We start from the raw sequence: 16,788 nt of genomic DNA, 5'->3' as shown, positions 1-16,788 counted from the left end.
GCATACTCAGTATGCAACCCTGGTTCTATCGATGTCCTCACATCGATAGACGTTCTCTAGAGGAGGATCAGTTGCAACGAAGGAGCAAACTGACCGCCATCGGGCTGGGCCTGGCCCTGGTGCTCGGGGTGCCGGGGGCGGCCGCGGCCACCCCGCCGGGACCAGCCGCACCGCAGTCCGCCCAGCTCACCGCCCGGCCGGCGGCGCCGGGACAGTCGACCGTCACGCTGATCACCGGTGACCGGGTCACCGTCAGCGCGTCCGGGGCGGCGAGCGTACGCCCGGCCGAGGGGCGGTCCGGCATCCGCTTCCTCACCCAACGGCAGCAGGACCACCTCTGGGTGGTGCCGCAGGACGCCCTGTCGCTGATTCGCGACGGTCGGGTCGACCGTCGGCTGTTCGACGTGGCCGGTCTGATCGCCGCCGGTTACGACGACGCCCGCCGGGACCACCTGCCGCTGCTGATGACCTACCAGGCAGGGGTTGCAGCCCGTCGCGCGGCCGCCCCGGACGGGGTCACCGTCACCCGCGACCTGGCCGCCATCGGGGGCGTCGCGGCCACCGCCGACAAGCGGGAGACAAGTGAATTCTGGGCGACCCTTGCCGGTAGCGCCGCCGCCGCTCGGCTCGACGGTGCGGGGGGTGTCGAGCGGGTCTGGCTCGACGGCCGGCGGCAGCTGACCCTGGAGCACAGCGTGCCGCAGATCGGTGCGCCCGCCGCCCACCAGGCCGGTTACACCGGCCAGGGGGTCCGCGTGGCGGTGCTGGACACCGGCGTCGACGCCGCCCACCCGGATCTGGTCGGGCGGGTCGCCGAGGCGCAGAACTTCACCGAGGAGGCGGACGCGGGCGACCTCGTGGGGCACGGCACCCACGTGGCGGCGACCATCGCCGGCAGCGGTGCCGCCTCCGGTGGACGCAACCGGGGCGTGGCCCCGGACGCGACGCTGCTGAACGGCAAGGTTTGTGAGGAGTGGGGCTGCACCGAGTCGGCCATCCTGGCCGGCATGCACTGGGCGGCGGTCGACCAGCAGGCAGATGTGATCAACATGAGCCTGGGCGGGGCGGACAGCCCCGCGATCGACCCGCTGGAGGAGGCGGTCAACACGCTTACCGAGCAGACCGGCGCCCTCTTCGTGATCTCGGCCGGCAACAGTGGCCGGGCCGGTTCCGTGGGCTCGCCGGCCAGCGCGGAAGCCGCGCTCGCCGTCGGCGCGGTGGACCGCGATGACGAACTCGCCTACTTCTCCAGCCAGGGCCCGCGCGTCGGCGACGACGGGCTGAAGCCGGAGATCACCGCACCCGGGGTGGACATCGTCGCGGCCCGGGGAGCCGGCACCGAGCTCGGCGAGCCGGTCGGGGAGCACTACGTCACGCTCTCCGGCACCTCGATGTCCGCGCCGCACGTCGCCGGTGCGGCGGCCCTGCTCGCCCAGCAGCGCGGCGACGCCACCGCGGCACAGCTCAAGGGCATCCTCATGGCCTCGGCCCAGCCGCACCCGGACCTGACCGCGTACCAGCAGGGAGCCGGCCGGGTCGACGTGGCGCGGGCGATCAGCCAGTACGTGGTCAGCGAGCCGGCGAGCCTCTCGCTCGGTCGTACCATCTGGCCGCACGACGACGACGAGCCGGTCACCCGGGAGCTGAGCTGGCGAAACACCGGCGCTACGGCGATCACCCTGGACCTCACCGTGCAGGCCACCGGCCCCGGCGGGCAGTCGGCCCCGGACGGCATGTTCTCGCTCAGCACCCAGCAGGTCGTGGTGCCGGCCGGCGGTACGGCCTCGGCCACCGTCACGGCCGACACCAGCATCGACAGCCCGGACGGTCACTACACCGGCCGGGTGCTCGCCCGCTCCGGCGACACGGTGGTGACCACCCCGCTGGCGGTCAACAAGGAGGTGGAGAGCTACGACGTGACCCTGAAGCACCTGGGTCGCGACGGTGCCGTGGCAGGCGATCACTTCACCTTCCTGCTCGGGCTGGCGAACTTCGACGAGTACGTCGCGTACGACCCGTCCGGCACCACCGAGGTCCGGGTGCCCAAGGGCCGGTACGGGCTCGTCAGCTACCTGTTCGACGAGGCGACCGAGCAGGTGACGATGATGGCCGGGCCGGAGTTGGAGGTGAAGCGGGACACCTCGGTGACCATCGACGGACGCAAGGCGGGCGCGGTACGGCTCACCGTGCCGGACCGTTCGGCGAAGTCGGCGGTGGCCGCGGCCGAGGCGACCTTCCTGCTCGGCGACCTCGGCGCAGCCAGCTTCGGTGCGCTCGGCGATGACTTCGACGGTATCGCCATCGGGCAGCTCGGCCGACCGGTGCCGGCGGACCGTTTCGTCAGTTCGGTGTCGAGTCAGTTCACCGACTGGGAGGCGGCGAACAGCACGTACTTCTACGGGCTGGGCGAGTCCTTCCCGGGCCGGCTGCCCAACGGTCTGACCAAGCACTACCGCTACAGCGACCTGGCCAAGGTCACCCATCGGTTCCAGGGTGGCTATTCCGGGATGCTGGCCGAGCGCATCGTCTACCCGGTCTTCGAACCCGACCTGGGCGGCTGGGCGGCCGTGACGAGGGTCGCGGTGCCGGGACAGCGGGTCGAGTACTACAACACCAAGCAGGTGCGCTGGTTCGGCGAACTGGCCTTCGGTACCCCGGTCGAGGACCTGCCGTGGCTGGATCTGGTGGCCGCCTACTGGTCCGAGCCGACGGCGTACCGGGCCGGCCGGCACTACCAGGAGACCTGGAACGGTGCACCGTACGGGCCCTCGTTCCCGACGCCTCGGTGGCCGGACGACGGCGTGACCCGGCAGGGTGACGTGATCGGGCTGGCCGTGGGGTTGTACCACGACGCGGCTGGTCACGTCGGCGGTTCGGTGACGGACGCCGGGCGTACCGCGTTGTATCGCAACGGCAAGCTGGTCGGGGAGAGCGAGGAGTACGGCTGGGGGCAGTTCGAGGTGCCACCCGGTACGGCGACCTACCGGCTGGAGACGTCGGCCAAGCGCAGCTTCACGGACCTGAGCACCGAGGTCAGCGTGGCGTGGACCTTCCGGTCCGGCCATGTCCGGGGTGACAAGTACGCGCGGCTGCCGGTCAGCGTGGTCCGGTTCGCGCCTGCGTTGGACGCGCGGAACGCCGCACCGGCCAACCGGGCCTTCGTCATCCCGATCGAGGTGCAGCGTCAGGCGGGTGCCCCGAAGGGGCGGACCACGTCGCTGACCGTCGACGTCTCCTACAACGGTGGGAAGACCTGGCAGAAGGCGAAGGTGACCAAGGCCGGCAGTGGCTGGCAGGCGGTCGTGAAGCACCCGCGGGGCACCGGTCACGTGTCGCTGCGGGCCAGCGCCCAGGACAGCACCGGCAGCACGGTGACCCAGCGGATCATCCAGGCGTACCGCCTGCGGTGAACCGCGCGGCAGGCGTTCGTTAAGAAGGGCCCCTTCCTATACGCGAGGCGTTAGGAAGGGGCCCTTCCTTACACCTCAGTCGTTGGCGTGCAGGGCGGCGTTGAGTTCGATGCCCCGGCCGGTACGCGGGCGGGCCTCCAGCGCGCCGTTCACCGAGTTGCGCCAGAACAGCAGCCCGTCGACGCCGGAAAGCTCCCGGGCCTTGACCACCCGACCGTCCGGCAGGGTGATCTTCGAGGCGGCGGTGATGTAGCAGCCGGCCTCGACCACGCAGTCGTCGCCGAGCGAGATGCCGATCCCGGCGTTCGCCCCGATCAGGCTGCGCTCGCCGATGCTCACCCGGTCCGTGCCACCACCGGAGAGGGTGCCCATGATGGAGGCGCCGCCGCCGATGTCCGAGCCGTCGCCGACCACCACACCCTGCACGATGCGACCCTCGACCATCGAGGTGCCCAGCGTGCCGGCGTTGAAGTTGACGAAGCCCTCGTGCATGACAGTGGTGCCGCTGGCCAGGTGCGCGCCGAGGCGGACCCGGTCGGCGTCGGCGATGCGCACCCCGGAGGGCACCACGTAGTCGGTCATCCGGGGGAACTTGTCCACTCCGTACACAGCCAGGTGACGGCCGGCGGCCCGCTCGATGACGCGCAGCTCGTCCACCCGCTCCGGCGGGCACGGCCCGGCGGAGGTCCAGGCCACGTTTGCCAGCTTGCCGAAGATGCCGTCGAGGTTGAGCTGGTTGGGCCGCACCAGGCGGTGGGAGAGCAGGTGCAGCCGCAGGTACGCGTCGGCCGCGTCCTTGATCGGGTCGGCCAGCGAGCCGATCACCGTTACCACCTGCACGGTACGCAGACCGGGCAGCGCCCGGTCGCCGAGCGCTCCCGGCGGCAGATCCAGTACGTCGGCCTCGTCCTCGCCGGGCACCAGCGGCAACTCGCCCAGGCCCAGCTTGCCGGTCGGGTACCAGGTGTCGAGCACCTGGTCATCGGCGGTGACGGTGGCCAGGCCGATGCCCCACGCGGATTCTGTCGACGTCACGTACTCACCTCTCGTTGCCAGCTCACACCGCTCACGGGCTCGCGTCTCGCGGTCGCCAGTTGTGACGGTACCGTGCGGACCATGGAGAACCCGCTCACCCCCGAGGTCCTCGCCGATCCGGTGGCGTTGACCCGTGCCCTGGTCGACATCGAGTCCGTGTCCCTCAACGAGAAGGCCATCGCCGACTGCGTGGAGGAGGTGCTGCGGGCGGTACCGCACCTGAGCACGTACCGGCACGGCAACACCGTGATGGCCCGTACCGACCTGGGCCGGGGCTCGCGGGTGGTGTTGGCCGGGCACCTGGACACCGTTCCACTGAACAACAACTTCCCGTCGACCATGCGCGGCGACCTGATGTACGGCTGCGGCACCTCGGACATGAAATCCGGGGTGGCCTTCGCCCTGCACCTCGCGGTGACCCTGGCCGAGCCACGCCACGACGTGACGTACTTCTTCTACGAGGCGGAGGAGATCGAGTCCCGGTACAACGGGCTCACCCTCGTCTCCGCGGCCCATCCGGAGTGGCTCCAGGCCGATTTCGCGCTGCTGCTGGAGCCGACCCACGGGGTGGTGGAGGCCGGCTGCCAGGGCACCATGCGGGCGACGGTGGTCACCACCGGGGTCCGGGCCCACTCGGCCCGCTCCTGGCACGGGGTCAACGCCGTGCACGCCGCCGGTGACGTGCTGCGCCGGCTCGCCGAGTACCAGGCCCGACGGGTGACGATCGACGGCTGCGAGTACCGCGAGGGGATGAACGCGGTGCGGATCCACGGTGGGGTCGCCGGCAACGTGGTGCCGGACCGGTGCGAGATCGAGGTCAACTACCGCTTCGCGCCGGACCGTACGCCGGCCGAGGCCGAGGCGCACCTGCGCGAGGTGCTTGCGGGGTACGAGCTTGCGGTGACGGACTGCGCGCCCGGTGCCCTGCCGGGGCTCGACGCCGCGCCGGCGCGGGAGTTCCTGGCGACGGTGGGTGCCGCCCCGATCGGCAAGCTGGGCTGGACGGACGTGGCCCGCTTCGCGGCGCTGGGCATCCCGGCCCTCAACTTCGGCCCCGGTGACCCGAACCTGGCCCACCACCCGGACGAGCACGTGGAGATCGGCAAGATCCGCGAGGGCGCGGCCATCCTGCACCGCTGGCTCGCCAACGTTTGAGCCGTTGGTTTGTCAGCGTCTGACCGGAAGGCTGGTGCCTTTCGGTCAGACGGCGGTGAGCTGGGAATCGGTGGCGGGTTCGTCGGCAGGCTCGGGAGCGGTTTCGAGCAGCCGCTCCCGGCGGCGCTCTGCCACCACGTCGCGGATGCGCCGCTGCATCTGTCGCCGGATCCGGATCCGTTCGTTGTTGTTGTTGATCACGCGTTGTCTCCTCCCCCGAAGCCGCGCGCCGGGGCATACCCGGTATGTGAATAGTACGACGCCTGGGGAAGTGATTTGGTTGCACAAGATCACAAAGTGTTTTCCGAGTTCTGCGGCGTAGCTCCACTACGGTTGCTCCCATGGAGCAGAGCAACCACCGCGAACCAGGACGGGAGCGGCATCGAGGCGCCGTCACGATGCGCCGGCAGGCGATTCCCACCAGCACCGCCGACCAGGGGCTGCTGGATTCGCGGGCCCGAGCCGACTGGCGGACCAAGGACTCCTGGCGTGCGTTGCGCATCCTCTCCGAGTTCGTCGAGGGCTTCGACACCCTCGCCGACCTGCCGCCGGCGGTAAGCGTCTTCGGCTCGGCCCGGAGCAAACCGGACAGCCCGGAGTGCCAGCTCGCCGAGGCGGTCGGCGCGGCCCTGGCCCGGGCCGGCTACGCGGTGATCACCGGGGGTGGCCCCGGCGTGATGGAGGCGGCCAACCGGGGCGCGAGTGAGGCCGGCGGACGCTCGGTGGGCCTCGGCATCGAACTCCCCTTCGAGCAGGGCATCAACGAGTGGGTCGACCTCGCGATCGACTTCCGCTACTTCTTCGCCCGCAAGACCATGTTCGTCAAGTACGCCCAGGCGTTCGTGGTGCTGCCCGGTGGCTTCGGCACCCTGGACGAGTTGTTCGAGGCGCTCACGCTGGTGCAGACCGGCAAGGTCACCCGGTTCCCGGTGGTGCTGATGGGCAGCGACTACTGGCGGGGACTGCTCGACTGGCTGCGCGACACCATGGCGGTGGAGGGCAAGATCGGGCCGGTCGACCTCGACCTGATCCGCGTCACCGACGACATCGCCGAGGCGGTGCGGCACATCGTGGAGGCCGAGGCCGCGCTCAGCCCGGAGCAGGAATCGGTACGCGAGGAAGCCGTGGCCCGTACCGCCGCGGACCAGCAGGCGGCGGCCGAGGAATCGGAGCGCTGACCGAGTGGCCGCGATCTGCGTATTCTGTGCCTCCTCCCGTACCCTCGACCAGCGCTGGCTGGACCTCGCCACCGCCACCGGCGCGGAGATCGCCCGGCGCGGACACACCCTGGTCAGTGGCGGTGGCTGCGTCGGGATGATGGGCGCGCTTGTCGACGGGGCCCGATCGGCCGGTGGCCGGACGATCGGCGTGATCCCGCAGGCGCTCGTCGACCTGGAGGTCGCCGACCTAGCCTCCGACGAGCTGGTGGTCACCGACTCGATGGCCAGCCGGAAGGTTGTCATGATCGAGAAGTCGGACGCCTTCCTCACGCTGCCCGGCGGGCTGGGCACCCTCGACGAACTCTTCGAGGTCTGGACCACCGCCACCCTGGCCCTGCACCGCAAGCCGATGGTGCTGGTGGACACCGACGGCTTCTACTCGCCCCTGGTGGAGTGGCTGCGCAACGTGACCGCGCAGAACTTCCTCAAGCCCGGCGGCTTCAACCTCCTCCAGTTCGCCGACACCCTCCCCGCCGCCCTCGACCTCCTCGAATCCCGCCTCACCTGACCTGCCCCCGCCAAGATCGCGCTCGATCCGGGATCGAGTGGCCTCGGCGGCATCACCGAGGCACTCGATCCCAGATTGAGCGTGATCACGGGCGCGGCCATGCTCAGTCGGGCAGGGTGTCGAGGGTGATCATGGGCGTGGTCACGCTGGGTGGGGCAGGAGTGATGGTGCGTCAAGGGTGCGGCGTGCGTCGGGACTGAAGAGGGTGTGGCGCGGCAAGGGGTGTCGCAGGCCCGTGATGGGATGGCGGGATGCAGGCGTACCGGCTGGTGCGTCGGCCCGTGGGGCCGACCGAGGGAGACGGCCCGACCGACGGGCGCTCCCCGGCGCAGGCTCTCCCGGTCGCCGACCCGCCGTCGACCGCGCCAGCGCCCGCCTCGCCACCCGCCAGTGAAGGCTCTCCCGGCGAGCAGATCGGCCCGGCTCGGGTCACTGGTCCGCAGGGCGACCCAGCGGTCACTGGGCTGCGGGGTGGGCTGGGGTGGGTGGCGGATGCGGGGCAGGCGGAGGTGGTGGCGCACACCGACGGGCCGATGCTGGTGCTGGGGGGACCGGGCACGGGGAAGACCAGCACCCTGGTCGAGGCGGTCGCCAGTCGGGTCGCCGAAGGGGTCGATCCGGAGCGGATCCTGGTCCTCACCTTCAGCCGGCGGGGCGCCGCCGACCTGCGGCACCGTATCGAGGCGCGGATCGCCGCCGATGGGCAGCGGGTGCTGCGCGAGCCGCTGGTGCGGACTTTTCCCGCGTACGCCTTCGGGTTGTTGCGGCGTGCGGCGGCCGAGCGGGGTGAGCCGTCGCCGCGGCTGCTCACCGGCCCCGAGCAGGATCTGATCATTCGTGAGCTGCTGGACGTGGTCGGCGAGGAGTCCGGCGACGACCCGGTCGGCTGGCCGGAGGATCTGCGCCCGGCGCTGCGTACCCGTGCTTTCGCGGCACAGCTGCGTGACCTGCTGATGCGGGCGGCCGAGCGGGGGGTGGGTCCGGTCGAGCTGGCGCGGCTCGGGGAGAAGTTGGGTCGGGCCGACTGGCCGGCGGCTGCCCGGTTCCTGCGCGAGTACGTGGCCGTGCTGGCGCTGCGGGACGTCGCCAACCGGGGCTCGGTCGCGTACGACCCGGCGGAGCTGGTCCGGGCGGCCACCGGGATGCTGCGTGACGATCCGGAGCTGCTGGCCGTCGAGCGGCGTCGGCTGGCGTACGTCTACGTCGACGAACTGGCCGACACCGACCCCGCTCAGCGTGATCTGCTGGAGACGGTGGCCGGGGGCGGACTGACCCTGGTCGCCTTCGCCGATCCCGATTCGTCCACGTACGCCTTCCGGGGTGCCGACCCGACCGGCGTGACCACGTTTCCGCACCGGTTCCGGACGGCGTCCGGTGCGCCGGCCGCCCAGGTGCTGCTGACCACGAGTTACCGCTGCGGGGAGCGGCTGCTGGCCGCCTCCGCCCGACTGGCGCGGCGGCTGCGTGGTCCGGCGGCGCACCGCCGGATGCGTCCCGTGCCGGGCACGCCACCGGGCTCGATGGAGATCCATACCTTCCGGTCGGCGACCAGCGAGGCGGCCTGGTTGGCGCACGCGTTGCGCGAGGCGCACCTGCTCGGCGGGCTGCCGTGGGCGCGGATGGCGGTGCTGGTGCGGTCCACCGGCCGGCAACTACCCACGCTGCGTCGGGCCCTGCATGCGGCAGGCGTGCCGACCGTGGTGCACGGTGAGGATCTGCCGCTGCACCTGCAACCGGCAGTCGCGCCGCTGCTGCTTCTGCTGCGTTGTGCGCTGGAGCCGGACCGGCTCGACGAGGAGGCCGCGGTAGCGCTGCTGCACTCACCGCTGGGCGGTGCCGATCCGCTGGCGGAGCGGCGGCTACGCCAGGGACTGCGGGCACTTGCCCTGGCCGCCGGCGACCGCCGTCCGTCCGGTGAGTTGATCGTCGAGGCGCTGCGTGACCCGGCCGAGTTGGCAGGTGTCGAGCGGCGCTGGGCCGAGCCGGCGCAGACGGTGGCCGGGCTGCTGGCCGTGGCCCGGGAGACGGCCGCTCGGCCGGGTGCCACCGCCGAGGACGTGCTCTGGGCGGTCTGGCGGGCCAGCGGTCTCGCCGAGCTCTGGTCGGCGGCGTTGACTAGGGGGCCGTCGGTGGCCGGCGAAGGTGATCTGGCACGGCGTCGTCGTGCCGAGGCGGCCGACCGCGATCTGGACGCGGTGATGGTCCTCTTCGACGCCGCCGCCCGGTTCACCGACCGGCTGCCCGGTGCGCGTACCGAGGTGTTCCTCGACCACGTGCTCGGGCAGGAGTTGCCCGCCGACACCCTCGCGCCGACCGCCGACCGGGGCGATGCGGTACGGCTGCTCACCGCGCACGCCGCGAAGGGGCTGGAGTGGGACCTGGTGGCCGTCGCCGGGGTGCAGGAGGGCGTCTGGCCCGACCTGCGGCTGCGCGGCAGCCTGCTCGGCTCGGAACGGCTGGTGGACGTGCTGGCCGGCCGGGCGGACGGCGCGGGCACGGTGGCCACCCTGGTCGGGCAGACCTCCGCCCTGCTGGACGAGGAGCGGCGGCTGTTCCATGTCGCGGTGACCCGAGCCCGACGCCGCCTGCTGGTCAGCGCGGTCGCCTCGGCCTCGGTCGGCGGCGACGACCACGATGAACAACCCAGCCGCTTCCTCTACGAACTCGGCCCTGGCGACACCCCCACCGACGAGGCGCCGACGGCCAGCGGGGACCCCGAGCCGTTGCCCGCGGGCATCGAGACCTCCGGCACCGAGCCCCCCGGCAGCGAGACGTCCACCAGCGAGGCGGGCGGGTCGCGTACCTTGCCGGTGAGTCGGCCGCCGCGGGCGTTGACCCTGCCCGCCCTGGTGGCGGAGTTGCGTACCGCGCTCGTCGATCCGGCCGCGCCGCTGGCCCGGCGGCAGGCGGCGGCGGCCGAGTTGGCCCGGCTCGGTGCCGCTGGGGTGTCCGGGGCGCATCCCGACGACTGGTGGGGGCTGCGACCGCTGTCCGACGATCGGCCGCTCGTCGACGAGGGGGAACCGGTCCGGGTCACCCCGTCGGGCATGGAGAGCGCGCTGCGGTGCAGCCTGCGTTGGCTGCTGGAACGGCACGGCGGCAGCACACCGGCCAGCGCCGCACAGGGGGTCGGCAACCTGGTGCACGCGGCGGCGATGCTCGCCGAGGACGCCCGCGCCGACCGCAGCGCCCTGCTGGAGTACGTCGCCGCCCGGTTCGACGCGATCGAGTTGGCCGCCCGCTGGATGGTGGGGCCGGAGCGGGCCCGCGCCGAGGCGATGGTCGACAAGCTGCTGCGCTGGTTGGCCGCCAACCCACGTCGGCTGCTCGCCATCGAGCACGAGTTCGCGGTCCGCCTCGACGACCCGCACCGGCCCGTCGACCTGGTCGGCCGGGTGGATCGCCTGGAGGTGGACGAGGACGGCCGGTTGGTGGTGATCGACCTCAAGACCGGAAAGTCGACAACCGTCACCGAACGCGAGGTGGTCGAGCATCCGCAGCTCGGCGCGTACCAGGCGGCGGTGGAGGCGGGGGCCTTCGCCGAGTTCGGCGACGAGTCGGGCGGGGCTGCCCTGGTGCAGCTCGGCACCGGTGCGCGCGACGCCCGGGAACAGTCCCAGCCGCCGGCCACCGACGGTCCCGAGGCCGGCTGGGCCACCGCCCTGGTACGCCGCACCGCCGATACGATGGCCGCCTCCACCTTCGCCGCGGTCGCCAACTCGAAGTGTCGGGTCTGCCCGGTGCGTACCAGCTGCCCGGTCTCCGGGCAGGGGCGACAGGTGGTCGAGCCGCCGACCATACGTCGTCCCGAGCGCGAGGAGTGAGCGTGCCAGCCGGCGAAGCGGGCAGCATGACCCAGCCCGCGCTGTTCAGCCCCGGCGCCCCGGCGCCCCGGGCGGCCGACTCCGGTCCGCGCTACACCCCTGTCGAGCTGGCGAAGCTGCTCCGACTGCCGGCACCGACCCGGGAGCAGGCGGCGATCATCGCCGCGCCGGTCGAACCGCTGCTGGTGGTCGCGGGCGCAGGATCGGGCAAGACCGAGACGATGGCCGCCCGGGTGGTATGGCTGGTGGCCAACTCCTACGTGCGGCCGGAGCAGGTGCTCGGCCTCACCTTCACCCGCAAGGCCGCCGGTGAGCTGGGGCACCGGGTGCGTACCCGGCTCGACCAGTTGATCCGTCGCCTCGGTCGGCGTGGCCGGGACCCGCTCGACGACCCGTTGGCCGGGGAACCGACGGTGGCCACCTACCACTCGTACGCCGGTCGGATCGTCACCGAGCACGGCCTGCGGGCCGGCTACGAGCCGTCCACCCGGCTGCTCACCGAGGCGTCCCGGTGGCAGTTGGTGGATCTCATCGTGCGCAACTACGACGGCGACATGTCCGAGGTGGACCGGATGCCCAGCACGGTCACCGACGCGGTGCTGGCCCTCGCCGGTGAGCTGGACGAACATCTGGTCGAGCCGGACGACCTGGCCGCGTGGACCGGCCGCTTCTTCGCCGACGTGCAGTCGCGTCCCGGCCGGATCTACGCCGACGTGCGCAAGGCCCTCGCCTTGCAGCAGACCCGGCTGAAGCTTCTGCCGCTGGTCCGCGCCTACGCCCGGCGCAAGGACGACTTCGAGGCGATGGACTTCGCCGACCAGTTGGCCCGCGCCGCCCGGGTGGCCCGCGACCATCCGGGCGTCGGCGAGATCGAACGGGATCGCTACCGCGTGGTGCTGCTCGACGAGTACCAGGACACCAGCCACGCCCAGGTGGTGCTGCTGCGGGCGCTGTTCGGCGACGGGCATCCGGTGACCGCCGTGGGCGACCCCTGCCAGTCCATCTACGGCTGGCGGGGTGCCAGCGCCGGCACCCTGGACCGCTTCCCGACCGAGTTCGTCGGCAGCGACGGCAGCCCGGCCCGGGTGCTCGGGCTGACCACCAGTTGGCGCAACCGTCCGGAGATCCTCGCGGTGGCCAACGCGCTGGCCACCCCGTTGCGGGCGGCCGGTGCCCGGGTGCCGGAACTGCACGCCGCGCTCAGCGTCGACGAGCCCATCGCGCACCGCAGCCCCCGTGGGGCCGCCGCCGGCACCGTGCACTGTGCGCTGCTGTCGACGTACGCCGACGAGGCCGACTGGATCGCCGACAGCCTGCTGGCGGCGTGGCAGGGGGCGGCTCGGATGCCGCGGGCGCTGCCCGAGCAGATTCCGGTCACCGCCCGCCCGACCACGGCGGTGCTGGTCCGGCTGCGCAGCCAGATCCCGGCGATCGCCGCCGCGCTGCGCGAGCGCGGCCTACCGGTCGAGGTGGTCGGGCTCGGCGGCCTGCTGGACACCCCCGAGGTCCGCGACGTGGTGTGCACGCTGCGGGTGCTGGCCGACCCGACCGACGGTGCCGCCCTGCTGCGCCTGTTGACCGGTGCCCGGTGGCGGATCGGGCCCCGGGATCTGGTCGCCCTGCACCGCCGGGCCAAGGCCATCGCCGCCGCCCGCCGCCAACTCGCCGACGACGGCGATCCCGAGATCGTCCCGGATCGTCTGGACGAGGCGACCCTGGTGGAGGCGCTGGCCGACCTCGGCCCGGCGCAGGCGTACTCGGCCGAGGGGTATGCGCGGCTGCGCGCGTACGCCCGGGAACTGGGGTTGCTCCGTTACCGGCTGGACCAGTCCCTGCCGGAGCTGATTGCGGACATCGAGCGGACCACCGGCCTGGACGTGGAGGTGGCGGTACGGGCCGGCGGGGAGGGCGCCGGTGACGCCGGCCTGGCCCGCGCCCACCTGGACGCCCTCGGTGACGTGGCCGCCCGGTTCAGCGGGGAGACGCCGGGGGCCACCCTCGCCGGTTTCCTGGCCTATCTGGCCGCCGCCGAGGACGAGGAGCGCGGGCTCGCCCCCGGTGAGGTGGAGGTGGTCGAGGGTGCGGTGCAGATCCTCACCGCGCACGCCGCGAAAGGGCTGGAATGGGACGTCGTGGCGGTCGCCGGGCTGAGCAGGGGAGTGTGGCCGGGGCCGGTACGCAACTCCGATCACTGGCTCGGTGGCCTGGGCGTCCTGCCGTTCCCGTTGCGTGGTGACGCCGACGGGCTACCCGAGCTGGCCCTGGCCGAGGCCGCCGATCAACGCGCGGTGGCCCGCACGATGGCGGAGTTCACCGACGCCTGGCGGGCCCACGACGAGCGGGAGGAACGGCGACTGGCGTACGTGGCGGTGACCCGCCCCCGTCGACTGCTGCTCTGCTCGGGCCACTGGTGGGGGGAGGGCACCAAACGCCCACGCGGGCCGTCGGCGCTGTTGCGTGAGATACACGACGCCTGCCTGGACGGCGGGCCCGGTCACCTGGTCGACGAGTGGACGCCCGAGCCGACGCCCGACGCGGTCAACCCGACCACCGAGGTGGTGTTGCGCGCCGAGTGGCCGGCGGACCCGCTGGGGGTACGTCGGCCGGCGCTGGCCGAGGCGGCGGCGCTGGTGCGCCGGTTCCTCACCGGGGAGGGCGGGCCGGACAACTCCGCCGCCTCGGATCCGCAGGTGGCGCGGTGGCGGCGGGAGGCCGATCTGCTGCTGGCCGAGCGGGCGGAGCTGAGCCGACTCTCCGGCCCGATCGACGTGGTGTTGCCGGAGCAGCTGTCGGTGACGCAGCTGGTCAGTCTGCGCCGGGATCCGGCGGCCCTGGCCCGTACGCTGCGCCGGCCGTTGCCCGCCGAGCCCAACCCGTACGCCCGTCGGGGCACCGCCTTCCACGCCTGGCTGGAGCAGCGCTTCGGGGCGGACCGGCTGCTCGACACCGACGAGTTGCCCGGGGCGGCCGACGAGGACGCCGCACCGGACGAGGCGTTGGCCGAGCTGCAGCGGCGCTTCCTGGCCAGCGAGTGGGCCGACCGGACGCCGATAGAGGTGGAGGTGCCGTTCGCCACGGTGATCGGCGGCGTGGTGGTGCGGGGCCGGATGGATGCGGTGTTCCGCCGGCCGGGGGACCGCTTCGACGTGGTCGACTGGAAGACCGGTGCCCGCCCGACCGGCGCGTCCGCGGAGGTGGCCGCGGTGCAGCTGGCGGTCTACCGGCTGGCCTGGGCGGAGTTGGCCGGGGTCCCGGTCGACCGGGTCGGCGCGGCCTTCCACTACGTGCGGGAGGGGGTCACGGTACGCCCGGCGGATCTGCTCGACCTCGATGGCCTCACCACGTTGATCACCTCGATTCCACAGCCGTGACACTTGCTGTGGGTCCGGAGCGCTGGTAACGTGCCTCGCGTTGCGAGTTTTGGTTACCAGCTCTGTGTGCGCCTGGTTGAACTTAGCCCCAGGCGCACTTTGTTGTGTCCGGAGTTCTCCGGGCGGGGCGACCAGAAGCGACAGGTGTTCCGGGCAGGTCCGCCCGGCGCACTCCTCTCTCCGATCCCGCAACAGGTGCGGGATCGACGTTCCGTCAAGGAGACGTAACAAGCATGGCTATTGGCACCGTCAAGTGGTTCAACGCTGACAAGGGCTTCGGTTTCATCACCCCGGACGGCGGCGGCGCTGACGTCTTCGCCCACTTCTCGGCGATCCAGTCCTCCGGCTACCGGAGCCTGGACGAGAACCAGCGGGTCGAGTTCGAGGTCGTCCAGGGCCAGAAGGGCCCGCAGGCGGAGAACATCCGTCCGCTCTGACCTCAGGGCGACACACACTTCCTGATCGCGAACGGTCGGGTCACATCCGGTGAACTTCTGGCCGGTGTGACCCGACCGTTCGCACATTCGGGCGCACTCCTCCGCATCCTGAGTCGGGAATCAGTCGTTGAAGCGTCGGGTGGCTGACTGCCAGCACCGCTGGGCCGGGTGAGGCTGGCCTCGGGGGCAGGCGCAGACGCGGCTTGGGCGCGGGGGAGGTAGGACCTTATGGTGGGCTCGGCGACGGCACGTGAGCTGCTGTTGGTGGTGGCGATGGCGGTCGTCGGGCTGCTGCTGGCCACGGTGGCGGCGTTCACGCCCTGGCCGGTCACGCCCGGTGGGTCCGCACCCTCCAGCCTGGTGGATCTCCAGGGTCCGCCGGTTCCCCCGGAGCCCGTCGGCAGCACGGCCGGCTGATTCCGCCCCTCACGGCACGCCCGGCCTCGGCACCAGCGCGCAACGGTTCCTCCCGCGCGTAGCCGTCGAGACGCTAGGGTCGGACCGTGCCGACGCGCAAAGCGAAAATCCCAGCGACCAGGTATCCGGTCGAGCGGTTCACTCTCGACAACGGCCTGCGGGTGGTCCTCACCCCCGATCGCAGCGCCCCGGTCATCGGGGTGGCGGTCGTCTACGACGTGGGCATCCGTTCCGAGCCCGAGGGGCGTACGGGCTTCGCCCACCTCTTCGAGCACCTGATGTTCCAGGGCTCGGAGAACCTGGAGAAGCTCGCGCACTTCCGGCACGTGCAGGGCGCCGGTGGCACCTTCAACGGCTCCACCCACCTGGACTACACCGACTACTTCGAGACCCTGCCGAGCAACGCGCTGGAGCGGGCGCTGTTCCTTGAGGCCGACCGGATGCGCGGCCCTCGGTTGACCGAGGAGAACCTGCGCAACCAGGTCGACGTGGTCAAGGAGGAGATCCGGGTCAACGTGCTCAACCGGCCGTACGGCGGGTTCCCGTGGCTGACCCTGCCACCGGTCATGTTCGACACCTTTCCCAACGCACACGACGGCTACGGCTCCTTCGTCGACCTCGAATCGGCCACCGTCGCCGACGCCGCCGACTTCTTCCGCCGCTACTACGCCAGCGGCAACGCCGTGCTGGCGGTCAGCGGCGACATCGACGTGGCCGAGGCGACCACGCTGATCGAGCGGCACTTCGGTGACGTGCCGGCCCGCCCGGCGCCGCAACGCCCGGACTTCGCCGAGCCGGAACTGACCGTCGAGCGACGCACCGCGTACACCGACCAGCTGGCGCCGCTACCGGCGGTGGCGTCGGGGTGGCGGGTGCCCGATCCGATCAATGACTTCGCCGCCTACCTGCCGTACGTGGTGCTGGCCGAGGTGCTCACCGACGGCGACGCCTCCCGGCTGGTCGAACGGCTGGTGCAGCGTGATCGGACGGTGACGAGCGTGGGTGGCTACCTGAGCTTCCTGGGCGACCCGTTCGATGTGCGCGACCCCACGGCTCTGCTGCTGCAGGCGCACCTGCCGCCGGGTGGCGATGTGGACAAGGTGCTGCGCACCGTCGACGAGGAGTTGGACCGGCTGGCCACCGACGGGCTGGCCGACGGCGAACTGGCCCGCACCCAGGCCAGGATGGCCACCCACCTGCTGCGCGACACCGACGCGGTGCTCGGCCGTGCGCTGCGGATGGCGGTGCTGGAGCAGCAACGCGGCGAGCCCGGACTGCTCAACGACCTGCCCCGGCTGGTCGGCGCGGTCACCGACGAGCAGGTCCGCGCCGCCGCCGCCACCCTGCGACCGGAGCGCCGCGCATCCGTCGAGGTCATCCCCGGCGGTGGCCGGTCATGAACGAAGGAGAC

11 protein-coding genes are annotated in these 16,788 nt (G+C 72.2%); 9 read left to right on the top strand and 2 right to left on the bottom strand.

Annotation, left to right across the window (positions count from 1 at the left end; translation table 11 throughout):
- Window positions 1-71: 71 nt before the first annotated feature.
- A complete protein-coding gene (locus tag VAB18032_RS25315) occupies window positions 72-3,410 on the top strand; it encodes a S8 family serine peptidase (RefSeq protein WP_013735780.1) in 3,339 nt (1,112 codons plus the stop codon).
- 75 nt (window positions 3,411-3,485) lie between these two features.
- Here VAB18032_RS25315 and dapD read toward each other — a convergent pair whose 3' ends face one another.
- Window positions 3,486-4,445 carry a 2,3,4,5-tetrahydropyridine-2,6-dicarboxylate N-succinyltransferase gene (gene dapD, locus VAB18032_RS25310; RefSeq protein ID WP_013735779.1) on the bottom strand — a complete coding sequence of 320 codons (960 nt, stop codon included), beginning with the start codon at window positions 4,443-4,445 and terminating at the stop codon, window positions 3,486-3,488.
- Between the two features lie 81 nt (window positions 4,446-4,526).
- Between dapD and dapE the strand changes: the two genes are divergently transcribed.
- Window positions 4,527-5,600, top strand: coding sequence for a succinyl-diaminopimelate desuccinylase (gene dapE / locus VAB18032_RS25305; RefSeq protein ID WP_013735778.1), 1,074 nt, complete (start codon window positions 4,527-4,529; stop codon window positions 5,598-5,600).
- A 45-nt stretch (window positions 5,601-5,645) separates the two neighbouring features.
- Here dapE and VAB18032_RS32175 read toward each other — a convergent pair whose 3' ends face one another.
- A complete protein-coding gene (locus tag VAB18032_RS32175; protein WP_013735777.1) occupies window positions 5,646-5,801 on the bottom strand; it encodes a hypothetical protein in 156 nt (51 codons plus the stop codon).
- Between the two features lie 140 nt (window positions 5,802-5,941).
- Here VAB18032_RS32175 and VAB18032_RS25300 point away from each other — a divergent pair, with 140 nt between their 5' ends.
- The 7 genes from VAB18032_RS25300 to VAB18032_RS25270 all read left to right on the top strand — a co-directional run bounded on the left by VAB18032_RS25300 (window position 5,942) and on the right by VAB18032_RS25270 (window position 16,777).
- Window positions 5,942-6,778, top strand: a complete 837-nt coding sequence (locus VAB18032_RS25300) for an LOG family protein (protein ID WP_013735776.1) — start codon at window positions 5,942-5,944, stop codon at window positions 6,776-6,778.
- 4 nt (window positions 6,779-6,782) lie between these two features.
- Window positions 6,783-7,328, top strand: coding sequence for an LOG family protein (locus tag VAB18032_RS25295; RefSeq protein WP_013735775.1), 546 nt, complete (start codon window positions 6,783-6,785; stop codon window positions 7,326-7,328).
- Window positions 7,329-7,579: 251 nt separating this feature from the next.
- On the top strand, window positions 7,580-11,152 hold the full coding sequence (locus VAB18032_RS25290) for an ATP-dependent helicase (protein ID WP_013735774.1): 3,573 nt from the start codon (window positions 7,580-7,582) through the stop codon (window positions 11,150-11,152).
- A gap of 26 nt (window positions 11,153-11,178) precedes the next feature.
- Entirely contained in the window at window positions 11,179-14,523 is a 3,345-nt protein-coding gene (locus VAB18032_RS25285) for an ATP-dependent helicase (RefSeq protein WP_013735773.1), read from the top strand.
- A 233-nt stretch (window positions 14,524-14,756) separates the two neighbouring features.
- Window positions 14,757-14,960, top strand: coding sequence for a cold-shock protein (locus VAB18032_RS25280; protein ID WP_013735772.1), 204 nt, complete (start codon window positions 14,757-14,759; stop codon window positions 14,958-14,960).
- 228 nt (window positions 14,961-15,188) lie between these two features.
- A complete protein-coding gene (locus tag VAB18032_RS25275; RefSeq protein WP_013735771.1) occupies window positions 15,189-15,377 on the top strand; it encodes a hypothetical protein in 189 nt (62 codons plus the stop codon).
- 86 nt (window positions 15,378-15,463) lie between these two features.
- Entirely contained in the window at window positions 15,464-16,777 is a 1,314-nt protein-coding gene (locus VAB18032_RS25270; protein WP_043721874.1) for a M16 family metallopeptidase, read from the top strand.
- Window positions 16,778-16,788: the final 11 nt, after the last annotated feature.

Origin of the sequence: Micromonospora maris AB-18-032, from assembly GCF_000204155.1 — a bacterium.
Lineage (GTDB): Bacteria > Actinomycetota > Actinomycetes > Mycobacteriales > Micromonosporaceae > Micromonospora > Micromonospora gifhornensis.
This window is presented reverse-complemented; position numbering and strand designations above follow the sequence as displayed.

Excerpts from the sequence above, each read along its gene's own strand:
- VAB18032_RS25290 (WP_013735774.1), top strand. The coding sequence starts at position 7,580 with ATGCAGGCGTACCGGCTGGTGCGTCGGCCCGTGGGGCCGACCGAGGGA.
- VAB18032_RS25300 (WP_013735776.1), top strand. The coding sequence starts at position 5,942 with ATGGAGCAGAGCAACCACCGCGAACCAGGACGGGAGCGGCATCGAGGC.
- VAB18032_RS25275 (WP_013735771.1), top strand. The coding sequence starts at position 15,189 with ATGGTGGGCTCGGCGACGGCACGTGAGCTGCTGTTGGTGGTGGCGATG.
- VAB18032_RS25285 (WP_013735773.1), top strand. The coding sequence starts at position 11,179 with ATGACCCAGCCCGCGCTGTTCAGCCCCGGCGCCCCGGCGCCCCGGGCG.
- VAB18032_RS25280 (WP_013735772.1), top strand. The coding sequence starts at position 14,757 with ATGGCTATTGGCACCGTCAAGTGGTTCAACGCTGACAAGGGCTTCGGT.
- dapE (WP_013735778.1), top strand. The coding sequence starts at position 4,527 with ATGGAGAACCCGCTCACCCCCGAGGTCCTCGCCGATCCGGTGGCGTTG.